Source organism: Devosia sp. T2-14 (assembly GCF_055397495.1).
In genome coordinates, this window is the sequence record NZ_AP027921.1 from 2,969,737 (window position 1) to 2,987,268 (window position 17,532).

The window sequence follows — 17,532 nt, forward strand, 5'->3', positions numbered from 1 at the left end:
CCTTCATGCAGTTGTCTCCGCTCCGCACCGCCATCATCGCCATAGTCGCCGTTCTGGGGGTGCTGTTCGCCATACCCAGTTTCCTTCCCGACAATGTCCGGGAAAACTGGCCGGGCTTCCTGCCTCGCCAGACGGTGGTGCTGGGCCTCGACTTGCAGGGCGGTTCGCACCTGCTGCTGCAGGTCAACGAAGATGGCATCATTTCCGAGCGCCTGCAGTCGCTGCGACGCGACGTCCGTAATACGCTGGCCAACCAGAACGGCATCGGCAACCTGATCACCACCGATCCGGCGACACATTCGCTGACGATCGAGCTGACGGACCCGACCCAGAAGGAAGCAGCGCGCACCGCCATTCAGGCGCTGCAGAACACCATCAGTAACTCCGTCCTGTCCGTCGGTGGCGTGAACGAGCTGGCCTTTGGCGAAACGCCCGATGGCAAGCTGACCGTTACCCTGACGCAGGAAGGCATCAATGAGCGCATGTCGGCGCTGGTGGCCCAGTCCATCGAAGTTATCCGCAAGCGCGTCGACGAACTCGGCACCACCGAGCCCTCGATTCAGCGGCAGGGTACCAACCGTGTTCTGGTTCAGGTTCCGGGCTTTGGCGATTCCGAGCGTCTCAAGGACATCATTTCGCGCACGGCGCGCCTGACCTTCCACATGGTCTATCCGGGCATGAACGCCGCGCAGGCGCGTGCCCAGGGCCTGCCTGCCGGCACCATGATCCTGCCGAGCCAGGATGGTACCGAAGAGCTGCTGTATGAAGACGTGGCCCTCGGCGGCGAGTCGCTTGTCGACGCTCAGCCCAGCTACGACCCCCAGCGCAACATTCCCGTTGTGAGCTTCAAGTTCGATACGCGCGGCGCCATCACCTTCGGCCAGATCACCGCGGCCAATGTGGGCCAGCGTTTCGCCATCGTTCTCGACAACACCGTCATCACCGCCCCGGTCATCCAGCAGCCGATCACCGGCGGCTCGGGACAGATCAGCGGTAACTTCACCACGGCCTCGGCCAACGACCTTGCCGTTCTGCTGCGCGCGGGTGCTCTTCCCGCGTCGCTCGACGTCGTGGAAGAACGCACTGTTGACGCCAGCCTCGGTGCGGACTCGATCCGCCACGGCCTCACCGCCGGTATCGTGGCCAGCGTTCTCGTCATCGCTTTCATGATCGCCGCATACGGCGTGTGGGGTGTGTTCGCCAACGTCTCGCTGGTGCTCAACATCATCTTGATCTTCGGCGCGCTCTCCATGCTGGGAGCCACGCTGACCCTACCGGGTATTGCCGGTATCGTGCTGACGATCGGTATGGCCGTGGACGCCAACGTGCTGATCTACGAGCGCATGCGAGAGGAGCAGCGCGCAGGCAAGACGCCGATTCAGGCCATCAATGCCGGCTTTGAGCGTGCTTGGGGCACCATCATCGACTCGCACCTGACCCAGCTGATCGCGGCTATCGTGCTCTACTTCCTGGGCTCCGGCCCGGTGCAGGGCTTCGCCGTTACCCTGGCGCTCGGTATCCTGACCTCGCTGTTCACCTCCTATACTGTGACGTCCTATCAGGTGCAGCTGTGGTTCAGCCGCGTCCGTCCGAAGGTGCTCAAGATCCAGCATTTCCGGTTCATTCCGGATGGCACCAAGATCCCGTTCATGAAGATCTCGCGCTATGTGATCGTCTTCTCGATCGTGGCGAGCCTGGTCTCGATTGGTTCGGCCTATTTCAAGGGCTTCAACCTCGGCATCGACTTTGTCGGTGGCACCGCCATCGTAATCCAGCATGAAGACGGCCCGGCCGATGTGGGGCAGGTCCGTGAACTGCTCGACGGGCTCGGCCTGGGCGAGGTGCAGGTTCAGGGCTTCGGTACGCCCGAGGACGTGCTGGTTCGCGTTCAGGCTCAGGAGGGCGGCCAGGACGCCGACCAGGTTGCCGTCGCCAAGGTTCGAGATGCCCTGGCTACGGAGAACTACACCATACGCAGCACAGAGGCGGTCAGTGGCACCGTGTCGGGCGAACTGGCGTGGAAGGGCACGATTGCCGTTATCGTCGCGCTCGCTTCGATCCTGATCTACATCTGGTTCCGCTTCGAGTGGCAGTTCGCCATGGCGGCCGTCACCACGACGACCCACGACATCATCATGACCATCGGCCTGTTCTCAATAACAGGGCTGGAGTTCAACCTGACATCGATCGCGGCGGTGCTCACATTGGTGGGCCTGTCACTGAACGAAACGGTGGTGGTGTCCGACCGCGTGCGTGAAAACCTGCGCAAGCATCGCAAGATGCCGCTGCCCGAGCTGATCGATCTCTCGATCAACCAGACCATCGTGCGTACGTCGCTGACGCAGTTCACGGTGTTCCTGGCGCTGATCCCGCTGGTTCTGTTCGGTGGCGAAGTTATTCGCAGCTTCACCATCGCCATGACGTTCGGCTCGCTGGTGGGCATGTACTCGTCGATCATCATCAACGGACCAATTCTCATCAACTTCGGCCTCAAGTCGAAGGCCGAGGAAACCACGCCACCCGCCAAGACTGCGGACGGCGCATCCGTCTAGGGCGGGATGTGAAGTGAGCGAGACGCCACACTATCCGCAGCAGACGGGCATCGATGCTTATGGCAATGGCGGCTTCCGCTTTGCCGGCATGTCGCATCGAGGCTCGCTGCTGTGCCTGCCCAGTGGCATGTTTGCCTGGGATGTCGCCGCCATCGGCGACATCACCCTGGAAACCCTGGCCCCCGTTCTAGCCGTGGCAGACGACATTGATGTGCTGCTGATCGGGGTTGGTCCTGATATTGCCGCCATTCCGCGCGAACTGCGCGAGGCCCTGCGCGAGCGGAAGGTAATCGTTGAGGCGGTCAACACCGGCAGCGCCATCCGGACATACAACGTGTTGCTGGCCGAGGAACGCGCGGTAGCGGCAGCCCTGATCGCCGTCGACAAGGTTCGCTAGATGACTGCTGCCAGCTTTGTCCACGCGGCCGAGGCCCTGCGAACGGGCGACCGCGACCGCTACCTGGCGACGTTGGTGCTCAATGGTGAGCCGCGTGACGCGGTGATCGCTCTCTACGCATTCAATGCCGATGTGGCATCCATCCGTGAGCGCGTCTCCGATCCCGCGCCGGGAGAAATCCGGCTGCAATGGTGGGCCGATGCGCTTGAGGGGCACGGCCACGGAGCCGTCCGGCAGAACCCGGTCGCCGATGCGCTGCTCGACACGATGGCGCGCTACAACCTGCCTGCAGGCACTTTTCTGCGCCTGATCGCGGCGCGCCGGTTCGATCTCTATGACGATCCGATGCCTGACCTCGAGAGCTTCGAGGGCTATGCCGGCGAGACCGTTTCGACGCTCTATCAACTGGCGGCGATGATCCTCAATGGCGGCGAGACGGTCGAGACCGGCGATGCTGCCGGGCATCTCGGCGTGGCCCATGCCATGATCGGGCACCTGCGGGCCTTCGGTTATGTGTCCTCACAGGGACGCATCGTACTGCCCTGGACGATCTTCGAGGCCAACGGCGTTCGTGAGCGCGAGATTTTTTCGGGTGTGGAGAGCGAAGGCCTTGCGGCTGCCTTGGGGCAGGTGGGGGACCTCGCTACCGATCACCTCGCTAAGGCCGAGGTGGCTATTGCAGCACTGCCCGGACATCTAAAGCCCGCTTTTGCCAGCGTGGCCCTGCTCAGGGCGGAGCTGCAGCTGCTGAACCGGAAATCCGCAGGACTATTCGCTCCGGCGCCTGATGTCGCCGACTGGCGCAAAATCACGCGCTTGATGTGGTGGAGCCTGCGGAACCGCTAGCTTCGCAGGGCGACGAAATCGCCGCGGAACAGACCGGCCCGTGCATCAGCGAAATCCAGCGTCGCTTCTACCGTGATGCGGGCGCGGCCCTTGCGATCCAGCATGTGCAGGAAATCCGCCCATTCTGGTCCGTCACTCATGACTGCGACGGCGGTGAAGTCACCGCGGATCGGCTTGATGAATTCCATGGTGCTGCGCTGAATGACCAGATCGCAGGTGCGGCCGGCGGCCAGCAATCGCGTATAGACCAGCGACCAGGCAGTGATGGTCGCGAGGGTCGAGGCGCTGCCGCCGAACACCGTGTCATGGACATTGATATTCGGCGCCAGCGGAGCGCCAAGCACGACCTTGTCCGGAGCAATGGAAACCACCCGCACCGCCATCGCCCGGGTGAGGGGGATGTTGTCGTGCAGGTAGGTTTCCAACTCCGCTTCGGTCATGCCCAGGCCTTGAGATCCTCAAGAGCGCGAGACGTGATGGCCTTGCGCTTGGCAATGGTCTTTTCGGTACCGCGCCAGCGACCAACGCCTTCCGGCTTGGTGATCGTGACTTCGGGGAAGAGGCCGAAGTTGATGTTCATCGGCTGGAAGCTGCGGGCTCCGCTATAGGCTTCGGCTTCGAGGTGGCCGCCAGTGATGTGGGCGACTAGTGCCCCAAGGGCTGTGGTGACAGGCGGCACCGCAAGGGTTTCGCCCCGCTTTTCAGCCGCGGCCATGCGGCCGGTGATCAGTCCGCAGGCGGCGCTTTCGACATAACCTTCCACGCCCGTGACCTGGCCGGCAAAGCGAATGCGCGGGTCGGCCTTGAGCTTGAGGTCGGCCTGAAGCACCTTGGGGGAGTTGATGAACGTGTTGCGATGCAGACCGCCGAGACGCGCGAACTGTGCGTCTTCGAGGCCGGGGATCATGCGGAAGATTTCGGCCTGGATGCCGTAGCGCATCTTGGTCTGGAAGCCGACCATGTTCCACAGCGTGCCCAGCGCGTTGTCCTGGCGGAGCTGGACGATGGCGTAGGGCTTGACGGTGGGGTTGCGCGGATTGGTCAGGCCAACCGGCTTCATCGGGCCGTGGCGCAGGGTTTCGACGCCACGTTCGGCCATGACCTCGATGGGCAGGCAGCCGTCGAAATAAGGGACCTTTTCCCAGTCCTTGAATTCATGCAGCGGTGCTGTCTTCAGGGCCTCGACGAAGGCAAAGTACTGATCCTTGTCCATCGGGCAGTTGAGGTAGTCGCGGCCGTTGCCTCCCGGACCGACCTTGTCGTAGCGCGACTGGGCCCAGACGATGTCCATGTCGATGGAGTCGTAGTGCACGATGGGTGCGATGGCATCGAAGAAGGCCAGCGAGTCTTCGCCGGTCCTTTCAAGGATCGCTGCGGCGAGTGCCGGGGAGGTGAGGGGACCGGTGGCGATGATCACGTTGTCCCATTCGCCGGGTGGCCAGCCCGCCACTTCCTCGCGGGAAATGGTGATATTGGGATGGCTCTCGATCGCCGCGGTTACCGCTGCCGAAAAACCATGCCGGTCGACGGCAAGTGCGCCGCCGGCAGGCAGCTTATGGGCGTCTGCGGCGCGCATGATGATGGAGTCGCAGCGCCGCATTTCTTCGTGTAGCAGGCCGACGGCGTTCTGCTCGTGGTCGTCCGAACGGAAGCTGTTGGAGCAAACCAGTTCGGCAAAACTGTCGGTGCTATGCGCGTCGGTGCCGCGCACCGGACGCATTTCGTGAATGACGACTTTGGCGCCAGCCTGAGCTGCCTGCCATGCGGCCTCGGAGCCGGCGAGACCGCCGCCAATGATGTGAATGGGATCTGATGTGGACATGTTTGGGAATTAGCAATTGGGGCCGGTCGGTGCAACTGGCACGTGCCTTCGGAGCGCCAAACTCGCTCCAATTCTGCGGGCCGCGTGGGCCTGAAAAAGCTAACGGCCGCGTCTCAGAGAGAAGCGGCCGTTCGATCTACTTCGACGATGTCGTCTTTTCTGTAAATCTTAGAGCTGGCTGGCATGGTCGCGAGCAATCCGATTGATGTCGGTACGCGAAATGCCCAGGTCGTTGAGCTGACGGTTGTCGAGAGCGGCAAGCTCACGGACGGTCTGCTGGTAAGCGGCCCACTTTTTGAAAGTCTTGCGAATGTCCATTTGAAGTCTCCTTTCGTTTACGAGGCTATATCTAGGGCAGTGCCCGCCAGATGAGCAGTGGGAGATTGGTCAAATGGGTCATGCGTCTGGTGCAGGGCTTTAACCGTCGCGATTCAGGTCTGGTTAAGGTGTGAGGCAAAAGGATGGCCGCCGGGTGTCGACCCGGCGGCCATCGGTGGAATTGGCCTCGAATATGGCTCAGCGATCAAAGAGTGATCGTGTCATTTTGGAAAAGTCGGGGCCGCTAAGGCCCAGCAGATCGGCATCACGCGTCGAGGGAACGTCCATTTCCCGCAACGTCTGCTTGATGTCGATCAGGCGCCTGAGGCGCCAGACAGCACGCACAAACATCGACGTATTCCCCATCGGTATGTTGGCAACACTAGCAAGATGGGACGATTTGAGGTCTCTCGCCATGCCGTATGCGTCAACGACATTATGCGCCAGCCGCATGGCAAGTTCGCAATATTGTCGCGCAGGCGTGCTGGTGAGGCAGTTTGACCTGCGGTCAGCTTGGGCGTCTCGAAGGGGCGGACGTGGCAAATTCCACTCGCGCGATCTCGGAGGGCGAGGCTCGCGAAGAGCTCGCACCTCACCATGAGGTCTCTGAGGCGTGGGGGGCTAACCAGGATATGGGGCTCTCACACCCACATTCGACGCCTCGGGGCGACATCTCAGGATGGATCCCGGCGCTGGGCCGGGAAGACATCGTGGGTGGGGGAGGCGTCGGTAGTTTGACGGCGATTATTCCGCGGCGCGTGTGGCGACGTGGGGGCGGCGTTCCATGACTTCTTTTAGGAACTTGCCTGTGTAGGAGCGGGGGCTTTGGGCGACGTCTTCGGGCGTGCCGACGGCCACGATCTCGCCGCCGCCGTCGCCGCCTTCGGGGCCTAGGTCGATGACCCAGTCGGCGGTCTTGATGACTTCGAGATTGTGCTCGATGACGATGACCGAGTTGCCGCCTTCGACAAGCTGATGCAGCACGTCGAGCAGCTTGGCCACGTCGTGGAAGTGCAGGCCGGTGGTCGGCTCGTCGAGCATGTAGAGCGTGCGGCCAGTGGCGCGCTTGGAGAGCTCCTTGGAGAGCTTGACGCGCTGGGCTTCACCGCCGGACAGGGTATTGGCCGGCTGGCCGACCTTCACATAGCCCAGCCCCACCCGCTGCAGGGTGACGAACTTGTCGCGAATGGTGGGAACGGCCGAGAAGAAGTCGACGGCCTCATCGATGGTCATGTCGAGGACGTCGGAGATCGACTTGCCCTTGAATTGGACCTCAAGCGTTTCGCGATTGTAGCGCTTACCCTTGCAGACGTCGCAGGTGACATAGACGTCGGGCAGGAAGTGCATCTCGATCTTGAGAACGCCATCGCCCTCGCATTTCTCGCAGCGGCCGCCCTTGACGTTGAAGCTGAAGCGGCCCGGGCCATAGCCGCGCTGCTTGGATTCAGGCAGGCTGGCGAACCACTCGCGCAGGGGCGCGAAAGCTCCCGTATAGGTGGCCGGGTTGGAACGCGGCGTGCGCCCGATCGGCGACTGGTCGATATCGATGACCTTGTCGAGGAATTCGAGGCCGGTCAGGCTTTCGTGCGGGGCAGGGACCACGCGCGCACCATTCAGGCGGCGAGCGATGGCCTGATACATGGTGTCGATCATCAGGGTCGACTTGCCGCCGCCGGACACGCCGGTGATGGCGACGAACATGCCGAGCGGCACATCGACCGAGACGTTCTTGAGGTTGTTGCCGGTCGCGCCCTTGACGCTGAGCACTTTGCCCTTCTTGCCTTCGCGACGATCGGTCGGGATGGGAATGCCCATGCGGCCGGACAGATACTGGCCGGTGAGGGAGTCAGGGTGATTGAGGATATCCTGCGGGGTGCCCTCGGCGACGATATGGCCGCCATGCACGCCGGCGCCCGGGCCAATATCGACCACATAGTCAGCGGTGAGGATGGCGTCCTCGTCGTGCTCGACCACGATGACGGTATTGCCGATGTCGCGCAGGCGCTGCAGCGTCTCGAGCAGGCGCGCATTGTCGCGCTGGTGCAGGCCAATAGACGGCTCGTCCAACACATAAAGCACGCCGGTCAGGCCCGAACCAATCTGGCTGGCAAGTCGGATACGCTGGCTCTCGCCACCCGACAGCGTGCCGGAATTGCGCGCCATGGTGAGATAGTCGAGGCCCACATCGATGAGGAAGTTCAGGCGTTCGCGGATTTCCTTGAGGATGCGCTCGCCGATCAGCTTCTGGTTGGGCGTGAACTTTTCGGGCAGCGCCTCGAACCATTCGGCGGCCTTGCGGATCGACTTCTCGGTGACCTGGCCGACATGGAGGCCATCAATCTTGACCGCGAGGGACTCCGGCTTGAGGCGATAGCCACCACAGGACACGCAGGGCTTGGCCGACATGTATTTTTCGATTTCTTCGCGCATGCCGGCGCTTTCGGTTTCCTTGTAGCGACGCTCAAGGTTGCCGATGACGCCCTCGAAGGGCTTGGTGGTCTTGTATTGGCGCAGGCCGTCGTCATAGACGAAATTGATCGGCGTTTTGTCCGTGCCATAGAGCACGGCGTGCTGCACGTCGAAGGGCAGCTCGTTCCAGGCGGTGCCGGTGGAGGCACCATAGTGCTTCACCACAGCCTGCAGGGTCTGCAGGTAGTAGGGTGCGCTGGTCTTGCTCCAGGGCAGGATGGCGCCGTCGCGGATGGACAGGGTTGCATCCGGCACGATCTGATCGGGGTCGATCTTCTGCTCGGTGCCCAGGCCATCGCAGACAGGGCAGGCGCCGAACGGGTTGTTGAACGAGAACAGGCGCGGCTCGATTTCGGCAATGGTGAAGCCGGAAACCGGGCAGGCGAACTTCTCGGACATGGTGATGACACGCGGCGTGCCATCCTCGTTCTTCTCGTCGGCAAATTCGACCAGCGCAATGCCGTCGGCCAGCTTCAGCGCAGTCTCGAAGCTCTCGGCGAGGCGGCCGGAAATATCGGGGCCGACAACGAGCCGGTCCACCACCACTTCCAGGTCGTGCTTGAACTTCTTGTCCAGCGCCGGAGCGTCTTCGATTTCGTGATACTCGCCATCGATCTTGATGCGCTGGAACCCCTTGCGCATCAGTTCGGCCAGTTCCTTCTTGAACTCGCCCTTGCGGCCCCGGGCGATCGGCGCGAGCAGGTAGACGCGGGTGCCTTCGGGGAGTTCGAGCACCTTGTCGACCATCTGGCTGACGGTCTGGCTTTCAATGGGCAGGCCGGTGGCCGGCGAATAGGGCACGCCGACGCGCGCATAGAGCAGGCGCAGGTAGTCGTAGATTTCGGTGACAGTGCCCACCGTCGAGCGCGGATTGCGCGAGGTGGTCTTCTGCTCGATGGAAATAGCAGGGCTGAGGCCCTCGATATGCTCCACATCGGGCTTCTGCATCATTTCGAGGAATTGGCGGGCATAGGCCGACAGGGATTCCACGTAACGGCGCTGGCCTTCGGCATAGATGGTATCGAAGGCGAGCGAAGACTTGCCCGAGCCCGAAAGGCCCGTCATCACGATGAGGCTATCGCGCGGCAGTTTGAGGTCGATGCCCTTCAGATTGTGCTCACGGGCGCCGCGGACGATGATCTCACGGTTCTGGCTGGGTTTGGGCGTCATTATTTCAGTCCATGGCTCAGGGCGCCATTTGGCAGCGCGGCAGCAAAGTCAACAAACAGGCTTCGGTCGGGAAGACCAGACAAATAGGCGTCGCGGCGCCCGGCTGCAAGCAATCTGCACGCAGTGGTGACCAATGCAGCGGTAACCGCGGTGTTTCGGGATTTGCCTGCCGTGGCAGCATACATCCAGAACATAAAAGGAACAAACAAGATTCGGTCAAGGGCCGACATGCTGGGTCATTCCATGCCAGGCGGTGAACAGGGCGGCGGCGACAAACAATGCCCCGGCACCGCGTCCGATCCAGATCGTGCCTTCAGGCTGCCCCACCAATGCGGCGCGACCTTGTCCGGCGGCCAAAGCCAGCGCGCCATAGATGACGAATTGCATCGAAACCGTCATGGCGCCCATGATCAGCGCCTGCGACCAGATTGGACCGTATTCGGGACGCATGAATTGCGGATAGACCGCCAGCACAAACAGATAAGCCTTGGGATTGAGCAAGCAGGTGACCAGACCCTGCCTGAACGCCACCCAATCGGAGCGGGTGGTGGCCTGGCCGATGTCGTCGACGGTGATCGTGCTGCGCAAAAGGGTATAGCCGATCCAGCCCATATAGGCAGCGCCGACTAAGATCATGCCGCGGAACAGGCCCGATGGCAGCTGGGTGAGGGCGCCCACGGCCAGCGCACCGAACAGCGTGTGCACGGCGCCGCCCACCATGATGCCGCCCACGGCGGCAAAGCCGGCGCGCCGGCCCCGCGTCAGCGCATTGGCGAGGACAAAGAACATGTCCATGCCCGGCACGACGATGATGCCGAACAGCAGAATGAGATAGATCCACAGCGCCTGTGCATAGTCCACGATAGTACCCCGTTAGCCCGTCTGCCTTGGGGCAGGGCTGCTGACAGGGAGTGTCAGCAACGCTCGCTTGACAAGTGGATATTAGCGGAACATAACAGGAACAAGTGTTGGCGCAGGTGCGCGGAAGACTGTTGAGAAGCGCTGGTTCTGGCGCGCTTTCGCCACAGGGAAGCGATATGCTGCCGTGCTCTACGCGACCGACCGAGCGCCCATGCCTGGGGTGCCGGGGTGGTGCACACGGTAAGTGAGGGTTTCGTGACCACAGAGGTCCGGGACTGAATTGAAAAGGAATTTTGCCATGGCTGGCAGCGTGAACAAGGTCATTCTGGTGGGCAATCTCGGGGCAGATCCCGAAGTGCGGAACCTGCCCAGCGGCGGCAAGGTGGTGAACCTGTCGATCGCGACTTCCGAGACCTGGAAGGACCGCAATACCGGCGAGCGCCGCGAAAAGACCGAGTGGCACCGCGTGGTGATTTTCTCGGAAGGCCTGACCCGCGTGGCCGAGAGCTACCTGCGCAAGGGCAGCAAGGTCTATATCGAAGGCCAACTGCAGACCCGCAAGTGGCAGGACCAGTCCGGCCAGGACAAGTATTCCACCGAGATCGTGCTGCAGGGCTTTAACTCGAACCTGACCCTGCTTGACGGCCGCGGTGAAGGCGAAGGCGCATCGCGTGGCGGCGGTAATGACGGTGGCTATGGCGGGAATGATGGCGGCTTCCGGGGCGCCCCGGCTGGCGGCGGCGCGCGTCGCCCGCAGGCCAATGCCCCGGCCTTCGAGCCCGGCGGGATGGACGACGACATCCCGTTCTAAGGATCGGCGGCAGTACTGCCGTTGGAAGCCTTGTTACAAGATACGAAATGGGTCGCTCTGGCGGCCCATTTTGCTTTTGGTCGCTGCTTCACTTTTGGGGTGGTTTCCGCTGCGCGTTGGCTGCTACGACTGTCTGACGATAATGAAGGCAGGCATTCGACCGCATCCAGTCAATGGGAGCACACGCATGGCTAGATTCTTCTTTGGAATGAACCAGTCCCTGGACGGTTTTGTTGATCACGATCGCTTTCCGTTCGAACCAAGCCAAATGCTGTTTCGCCAGTTCACCAAGCAGACGCGAGGCCTCGCCGGAAGCCTCTACGGACGCCGGCTCTACGAGTTGATGAGCTACTGGGACGAGGATCAGCCCGATTGGGATGACGACAAGCACGACTTCGCGGCGGCGTGGCGCAACAACCCAAAATGGGTAGTCTCACGCACGCTGGAAACTGTCGGCCCAAACGCCACGCTGATCCGCGACGAAGATGGAATCCGCAGGCTCAAGGCCGAGGTGGATGGTGAGGTCGAGGTCGGCGGGCCAAAGCTGGCGGGCCGCCTGACCGAACTGGGTCTGATCGATGAGTACCGGATTTACCTGCACCCGGTCGTGCTCGGGGAAGGGGTTTCCTACTTTTCGGGTCCGCGGCCGCCCCTGCGGCTGACCGGCACCGAGCGATACGACGGTGACGTCATCGGGCTCAGTTACGAGCCAGCCTGATCAGCCCGTACGGCGCACCGGGACGCCGAAGGTGCGGCTAGTGCCGCGCCCCGCGGCCTTGGCGGCATAGAGGGCCGTGTCGGCCTGCCGGAACAAGTCGGACGTTGAAGCTCCGGTGGCCATGGCAATGCCAACAGAGGCACCCATGGCCATGGTCTCCCCGGCACGGACGAACGGCCGCCGCAGGGCGGCCACGATGTCGCTGGCCATATCTTCAACTTCGAGGCGGTCCATCTTGGGGCCCGCCAGGACGGCAAACTCGTCGCCGCCTATGCGCGCCACCAGATCGGCGCCAACACAACAATCGCGCAGGCGAATGGCTGCCTGACGAATGCACTCATCGCCACGGGCGTGACCATAGGTGTCGTTGATCTGCTTGAAGCCATCGAGGTCGACCAGAAGCATGGCGCCAATGCCGCCACCGGCCGCGTCGACCTCGGCTAGCCGGGCCTGAAACTTGGCGCGGTTGGCGAGCCCGGTCATGACGTCGAATTCGGCCAGATAGCGGTTGTGGTTCGCCATCAACTTTTCTTCGGTGATGTCCTGCTTCATTCCGAAAATGGCGACGGCTACACCCTCACGGCTCTCAACCGCGCCGGTAAGGCGCATCCAGCGACGGTTGCCCTTGGCAGTAACGATCTCGGCGTCGAGAGAAAAGTCCGAGCAATTGGCGATGGCCTTGGCGCGTGCCTCCTCCATCTCCTTACGGGATATGTCGGTATAGTGTTGGACCGTCATATCGCGGGTCAGCGGGGTGCCGCGCGGGATCTCGAACAGGTCGTAAACTCCGTTGGTCCAGGTCAACGTGGACTTGACGAGGTCATACTGCCAGACGCCGATCTTGGCGGTGCGTGAGGCGCGCTCGAACAGACCAAGGCGCTGCTGCTCCATAGACGCATGACTGGCAATGGTATCGGCTTGGCCTTCGATCTGTCGGCGCTGCTGCGCGATGATCGCCTGCGCGGTGACATCGCGGGCAAGGCCCAGGACCTGCTCGGCCATCAAGGGGCTGCGCGGACGGGGGTCGAAGAGGCTAAGAAGGGCGTCGCCGTGCGCCGTTTCGAACCGCAGCCCCACATAGAATTGCGCGCCATCACGTCCACTATCGGCCAGAACCAGTGCGTCGAGACCAGCAAATGCCTGCCGCTCAAGCGTGGCCAAAATCTCCGGCGCTTCGCCCGTGGAGGCGAGCACGCTGCGGTCTTCGCCGTACCCGGTCAACTGGGCGCCCGCTATCCCAAGAAGCTCGCACAAACGCACGAGGCGAGCGCCGATTGCCTCCATGGCCGACGGAGTTGCTTCGGGGTGGGAAGTCGCGGACGGGGGCAAGGCACTGCTGGGCAATATAATCATTCCTGAATAATGGAGGAACGATAGCGCGGCGCGGGTTAAGACTTCCTAGTCTCAGTAACGGGTCTTGTATGAAATCGGGCGGCCGTTGGCCACCCGTTGTCCGGTCAGCGCGAGAACGGCACTTCGGCGCGCAGGCTGTCGCCATTTTCGACGTAAACGACTTCAAACGTCACCTTGATGGCGTCGTTGGACAGGGTGATCTGGGCGGTGATGTTGAGATCCTTGCCCTTCTCGTCCTTTTCACGCTCGCGCAGGTTGAAGATCAGGTTGCTGCCGCGCTTTTGGCCCACGGCCACGCCGGTGAAGGTGGCATTGGAGGACATGGCGGCCTCGAAGCGCTTGTTGGCCTCGACATAGGCCATGGTGCCGGCCACCGAGAGCTGAGTACCCGCAAGGGTGCAGCGGCCGTTATAGTTCACCTTGTCCTGATTGCCCTGGGTCAGCGACATGCGGCAGACGACCGTCTCGGTATTGGCGCCGATCAGCACACCGCGACCGCGCCAGTCTCCGAGATAGGATTTGAGCAGGGCGACATCGGCCGGTGCGGCGACGACGGGCGTAACTGCGGGCCCGGCCACAGCGAGCAGACCTGCAAACGCCGCGGCGCGCAGGGGTCCGAATTTGGTCATTGCACTATGCCTCCAGTAAATCCCTGCCCCCCGGCAGATCTGAAACCCATTCCCGCCAAAACCTCCGGCAGACGGGGGCTCACGGCAGAATCAGACCCATCCATGTAAGCGGGTGCCGAAGAAGGCCGCAAGCAGTCGAAATCAGGTGGCATTGGGCTGAACCTGGCCGCCCTCAGTGCCGCCTTCACCTGTGATAGTGTCCCCAGTTGGATCGTCGGGCGTGGCCTCATGATCGGCCGTGCGCACCCGGATCTTGCCGAGTGGGTGGAAGAATTTCCCACCCGCCGCCAGCAGGGCCGGCAGGATGAACAGATCGCCGATCACCGCAAAGGCGAGCGTCGACACGAACAGCGTGCCGAACAGGGCCACCTGCGGCAGTTCGGAGAAGGTGACGATCACCACGCCCGAGCACAAGATGATGGTGGTGGCGACGATGGCGCCGCCGATGCGATCGAGGGTGTGCTTGACCGCGTCGAGATGCGGCCGGCCTTCCTCGCGCCGCGCATGCAGATAGTGCGAGAGGAAATGCACGGTGTCGTCAACAGCGATGCCAAAGGCGATGGTCAGCGCGATCACGGTAGTCAGCTGCAGGCCCTGTCCGGTGAGGTAGAGCCAAGCAATGGTCCCCAGGACCGGAAAGAGGTTTGGAATGGCCGAGGCCATTGCCACCCGGAAGGATTGGAAGGCAAAGCCGATCAGCCCGATATTGACCAGCACCGACAGGGTGAGGTCGAGCTGCAGTCCAGCGACGATCTGGTCGGTGGCGAAAGTGGTCAGGATGCGGAAGCCGCCGATCTCGGCGTCCTCGATCCCGGCAGCCCGCATCTCGGCGGTGACATTGTCGACGAGAAGCTTGAGGTCTTCGGAATCGATGATGGTCGGCATGAAGCCGGTGACCAGCGCCTGGCTGCCATCATCGGTAACGAAGCGCTTGCGCATGAAGGGGCCGACAGCGTCGAAAACCTCCTCCCGGGTAAAGCCGCTCTCGGTATAGTTGGTCAGCGCAGCGGCCGAGACCACCTTGTTCTGGCCGATGTGGTTCTCAAGGATTTCATGGACCTTGCGAATGGTCTCGAAGTCGCGCGGGGACACATCGGGGTCGTTGTCGGCCAGCGGCACGCGAATATAGAGCGGGGCGACGCCGCCGACCCCATCGTCGATGTCGGCAGCGGCAGTCAGCGCCGTGGAGTCCTTGGCCACAAAGTCCTCGAAAGAGAAATGAGGCTTGATGAGTGCGTAGGGCACGAACAGCAGGATGGTGACGGCAATCGCCAGGATCGATAGCTGGCGGCCGAAGCGGCTGGCGAGGAACCAGGCCAGCGGCAGCGGCGCGGTGAGCACGAGGCTGCTCCGCTTAGGTGCCTTGAACCCAATCCGGATCGCGGCCTTCAGCATGAGCGGCATGAAGGTCATCAGGCAGACAAACAGCAGGAAGGTGCCGATTGCGCCGGCGATGGAGAATTCGCGAATGCCCTGGCCAGGTGTCAGCGCAAGCGAGGCAAAGCTCACCAGCGTCGTCAGCATGGTGAGGGCAGCAGCGGGGCCAACCAGCTTGACGGTGGCGTCCACGGCCTTGTTGGGCTCCATGCCATCGCGCCAATAGGCCAGCCAGTTGAAGATGAAGAACATCGACTCCGCAAAGCTGATGACCAGAACCAGCGTGGTGACGATGATGGTGAGGAAGGAGAACGAGCCAAAAAACAGCAGCACGATCCCCATGGTCCACATCACCGCAAGGAAAGGCGTGGCCGCCACCAGCAGCGCGCCGGGCAGGGACCGCAGGGCCAGCAGCGCAATGATAGCGCCCAGCCCGAAACCCCAGACGGTGAACTTGACCTGATCATCGACCGCCGCATTGAGCATCTCGGTGGTCCAGATCGGCGGGCCGGTCAGCTCGATGGAGATATTCTCGTCCTGATAATAGGCGATTGTCTCGCGCAGGCTTTCGATCATGCGCTTGGTGCCGTCGCCCTTGGTCAGCTCCTGATTGGGGAACATGATCAGCACGACGCCATCCAGCTCGGGCGTGATGAGATTGCGCATCATCGGGTCGTTCTGCTGCAGATCGCTGAGGGCCATGGCCACCTCGGCAAAATGCTGCATGCCCTCGGGCACAGCTGGCACCGAGCCGCCAAAGCCATCGGGCTTGCGCAGGGTGAACGGCGACATGGTGCCGACGGCGAACTCGTTGAGCTCTAGGTCAAAGGCCAGCTCGCGCACGCGTTCGAGCGTTTCGGGCTCGGTCAGACGCGGCGACGAGACCATCACGTAGATGTCGTTCTCGAAGGTGCCGAAGGTCTCGGAGAGCTGGGCATAGGCGTCGTAGTGCTCGCCCGAATGGGCGTAAACACGAAGCAGGTCGCCATCAACATTGGCCTTGGGGATCTGCGAAAACGCCAGGATTGAGAAGACCAGCACCGCAATGGCAACAGCGCGCGGATGGCGCAGGGTGGTCAGGCCGATATATTCGAGGCCGAAGCCGATGGAACGGTCGTAGGCGAAGCGTGCCCAGAGGCGAGCAAAGATCGAACCAACTGACACTGGGACCCGACTCCTTAACGCCGCGACAAATTGGCGCAATTGGTACGGGTTTCCTCCGGCAGCGTAAAGCTAAGCACCGCCGGAGAATTGATGGGAAAGGCAAGATTTTCCTGATGCGAAGCCCGCTAGAAGGCGGCGACTCGCAAGGGATCAGGCGACGAGGGCGGCGCGATGGTCGCCAAGGAACTCTGCGAGGGACTGCGGCTTGCGCCCCGAGAGGCGCTCTACAGTGTCGGTCACGACACCATGAAAGCCCAGAACCGCATCAGTCTGGAAGGCGACCAAAGCCTGGGCGAAGCCCTCAGGCAGGCCTGCTGCGACCATGCCTGCCTGCAATTCGGGCGCGGTTATGGCGATGCTGCTGACCGGCTTGCCGCTGAGTTCGGCGTAAAGTGCGGCGCGATCGGCATTGGTGACCGGGGCAGGGCCACTGACGTCCTCGATGGTCTTGCCGGTGGCCGTCAGGAGGGCCCCAGCTGCCGTGCGGGCAGCATCCGCACGGGTAACATAGGCCGTGCCGCCATCTCCGATGAGCCCGAACAGCTGGCCGGAGGCGATGACATCCGCCGCGTCCGCCAGGTTGTTTTCGGCATACATGTGGTTGCGCAGGATGGTGAAGTCGACGCCGCTCTGAGCGATGGCGACCTCGGTCCAGAAGTGTTCGCCGGCAAGCCCGGCATCGGCATTCGGCCGGGCCGCGGGAGCGGAGGTATAGACGATGTGCCTGACGCCAGCGGCCTTGGCGGCCTCGATGGCGGCGGTCTGCTGTGCGACACGCTTGCCAATGCCATCAGTGCTGATGATCAGCACACGGTCGACGCCCGCAAAACCAGTCGAAAGGCTGGCCGGGTCATCGAAGTCGACGCGGCGGACGCTGACGCCCCGGTCCGACAGATCGGCCAGTTGCTCGGGCTTGCGGGTGCCGGCAATGATGTTGGTTGCGCCGCGCTCCAGCAGGGCCTCGACGGCGAGACGGCCGAAATTGCCCGACGCGCCGGTTACCAGCAGTGCCTGGTCCTTGAACTGTGTCATCTCAACTCTCCTT

16 protein-coding genes are annotated in these 17,532 nt (G+C 62.4%); 5 read left to right on the forward strand and 11 right to left on the reverse strand.

The genetic code is table 11. The features are described 5' to 3' along the window. Positions 1-5: 5 nt before the first annotated feature. The 3 genes from secD to ACZ5WT_RS14650 are packed head-to-tail and all read left to right on the forward strand — an operon-like array spanning position 6 to position 3,795. Positions 6-2,552, forward strand: coding sequence for a protein translocase subunit SecD (secD, locus tag ACZ5WT_RS14640; protein WP_464284515.1), 2,547 nt, complete (start codon positions 6-8; stop codon positions 2,550-2,552). Beyond that, on the forward strand, positions 2,530-2,949 hold the full coding sequence (locus ACZ5WT_RS14645; RefSeq protein WP_464287218.1) for an Mth938-like domain-containing protein: 420 nt from the start codon (positions 2,530-2,532) through the stop codon (positions 2,947-2,949). Before secD ends, ACZ5WT_RS14645 begins: the two co-directional genes overlap by 23 nt. Next, positions 2,950-3,795 (forward strand): phytoene/squalene synthase family protein, encoded by an 846-nt coding sequence (locus ACZ5WT_RS14650; protein WP_464284516.1) that lies wholly within the window; start codon positions 2,950-2,952, stop codon positions 3,793-3,795. On the opposite strand, the gene ACZ5WT_RS14655 is transcribed toward ACZ5WT_RS14650, so the two are convergent. The 7 genes from ACZ5WT_RS14655 to ACZ5WT_RS14685 form a co-directional block, all read right to left on the reverse strand. Beyond that, entirely contained in the window at positions 3,792-4,235 is a 444-nt protein-coding gene (locus ACZ5WT_RS14655; protein ID WP_464284517.1) for a YiiD C-terminal domain-containing protein, read from the reverse strand. The two genes, ACZ5WT_RS14650 and ACZ5WT_RS14655, sit on opposite strands and share 4 nt — an antisense overlap. After that, positions 4,232-5,617, reverse strand: a complete 1,386-nt coding sequence (trmFO, locus tag ACZ5WT_RS14660; protein ID WP_464284518.1) for a methylenetetrahydrofolate--tRNA-(uracil(54)-C(5))-methyltransferase (FADH(2)-oxidizing) TrmFO — start codon at positions 5,615-5,617, stop codon at positions 4,232-4,234. The genes ACZ5WT_RS14655 and trmFO overlap by 4 nt, the downstream gene beginning before the upstream one ends. 168 nt (positions 5,618-5,785) lie before the next feature. Further along, positions 5,786-5,935, reverse strand: a complete 150-nt coding sequence (locus tag ACZ5WT_RS14665; RefSeq protein ID WP_464284519.1) for a DUF1127 domain-containing protein — start codon at positions 5,933-5,935, stop codon at positions 5,786-5,788. A gap of 198 nt (positions 5,936-6,133) precedes the next feature. Next, positions 6,134-6,388: a hypothetical protein gene (locus ACZ5WT_RS14670; protein ID WP_464284520.1), complete on the reverse strand. Its 255-nt coding sequence runs from the start codon at positions 6,386-6,388 to the stop codon at positions 6,134-6,136. Between the two features lie 291 nt (positions 6,389-6,679). Beyond that, a complete protein-coding gene (gene uvrA / locus ACZ5WT_RS14675) occupies positions 6,680-9,574 on the reverse strand; it encodes an excinuclease ABC subunit UvrA (RefSeq protein WP_464284521.1) in 2,895 nt (964 codons plus the stop codon). Beyond that, entirely contained in the window at positions 9,574-9,804 is a 231-nt protein-coding gene (locus ACZ5WT_RS14680; protein ID WP_464284522.1) for a hypothetical protein, read from the reverse strand. The genes uvrA and ACZ5WT_RS14680 overlap by 1 nt, the downstream gene beginning before the upstream one ends. Beyond that, positions 9,791-10,435 (reverse strand): LysE family translocator, encoded by a 645-nt coding sequence (locus ACZ5WT_RS14685; protein ID WP_464284523.1) that lies wholly within the window; start codon positions 10,433-10,435, stop codon positions 9,791-9,793. Before ACZ5WT_RS14685 ends, ACZ5WT_RS14680 begins: the two co-directional genes overlap by 14 nt. 298 nt (positions 10,436-10,733) lie before the next feature. Between ACZ5WT_RS14685 and ssb the strand changes: the two genes are divergently transcribed. Next, positions 10,734-11,246 carry a single-stranded DNA-binding protein gene (gene ssb / locus ACZ5WT_RS14690; RefSeq protein WP_464284524.1) on the forward strand — a complete coding sequence of 171 codons (513 nt, stop codon included), beginning with the start codon at positions 10,734-10,736 and terminating at the stop codon, positions 11,244-11,246. A gap of 187 nt (positions 11,247-11,433) precedes the next feature. Then, positions 11,434-11,964, forward strand: coding sequence for a dihydrofolate reductase family protein (locus tag ACZ5WT_RS14695; protein WP_464284525.1), 531 nt, complete (start codon positions 11,434-11,436; stop codon positions 11,962-11,964). Here ACZ5WT_RS14695 and ACZ5WT_RS14700 read toward each other — a convergent pair whose 3' ends face one another. From ACZ5WT_RS14700 to ACZ5WT_RS14715, 4 genes are all read right to left on the reverse strand, one after another. Further along, positions 11,965-13,185, reverse strand: a complete 1,221-nt coding sequence (locus ACZ5WT_RS14700; RefSeq protein WP_464284526.1) for a diguanylate cyclase domain-containing protein — start codon at positions 13,183-13,185, stop codon at positions 11,965-11,967. Positions 13,186-13,421: 236 nt separating this feature from the next. Then, positions 13,422-13,946 (reverse strand): hypothetical protein, encoded by a 525-nt coding sequence (locus ACZ5WT_RS14705; RefSeq protein WP_464284527.1) that lies wholly within the window; start codon positions 13,944-13,946, stop codon positions 13,422-13,424. Positions 13,947-14,087: 141 nt separating this feature from the next. Beyond that, entirely contained in the window at positions 14,088-16,487 is a 2,400-nt protein-coding gene (locus tag ACZ5WT_RS14710; protein ID WP_464284528.1) for an efflux RND transporter permease subunit, read from the reverse strand. Positions 16,488-16,637: 150 nt separating this feature from the next. Further along, entirely contained in the window at positions 16,638-17,519 is an 882-nt protein-coding gene (locus ACZ5WT_RS14715; protein ID WP_464284529.1) for an NAD(P)H-binding protein, read from the reverse strand. Between the last annotated feature and the right edge of the window lie 13 nt (positions 17,520-17,532).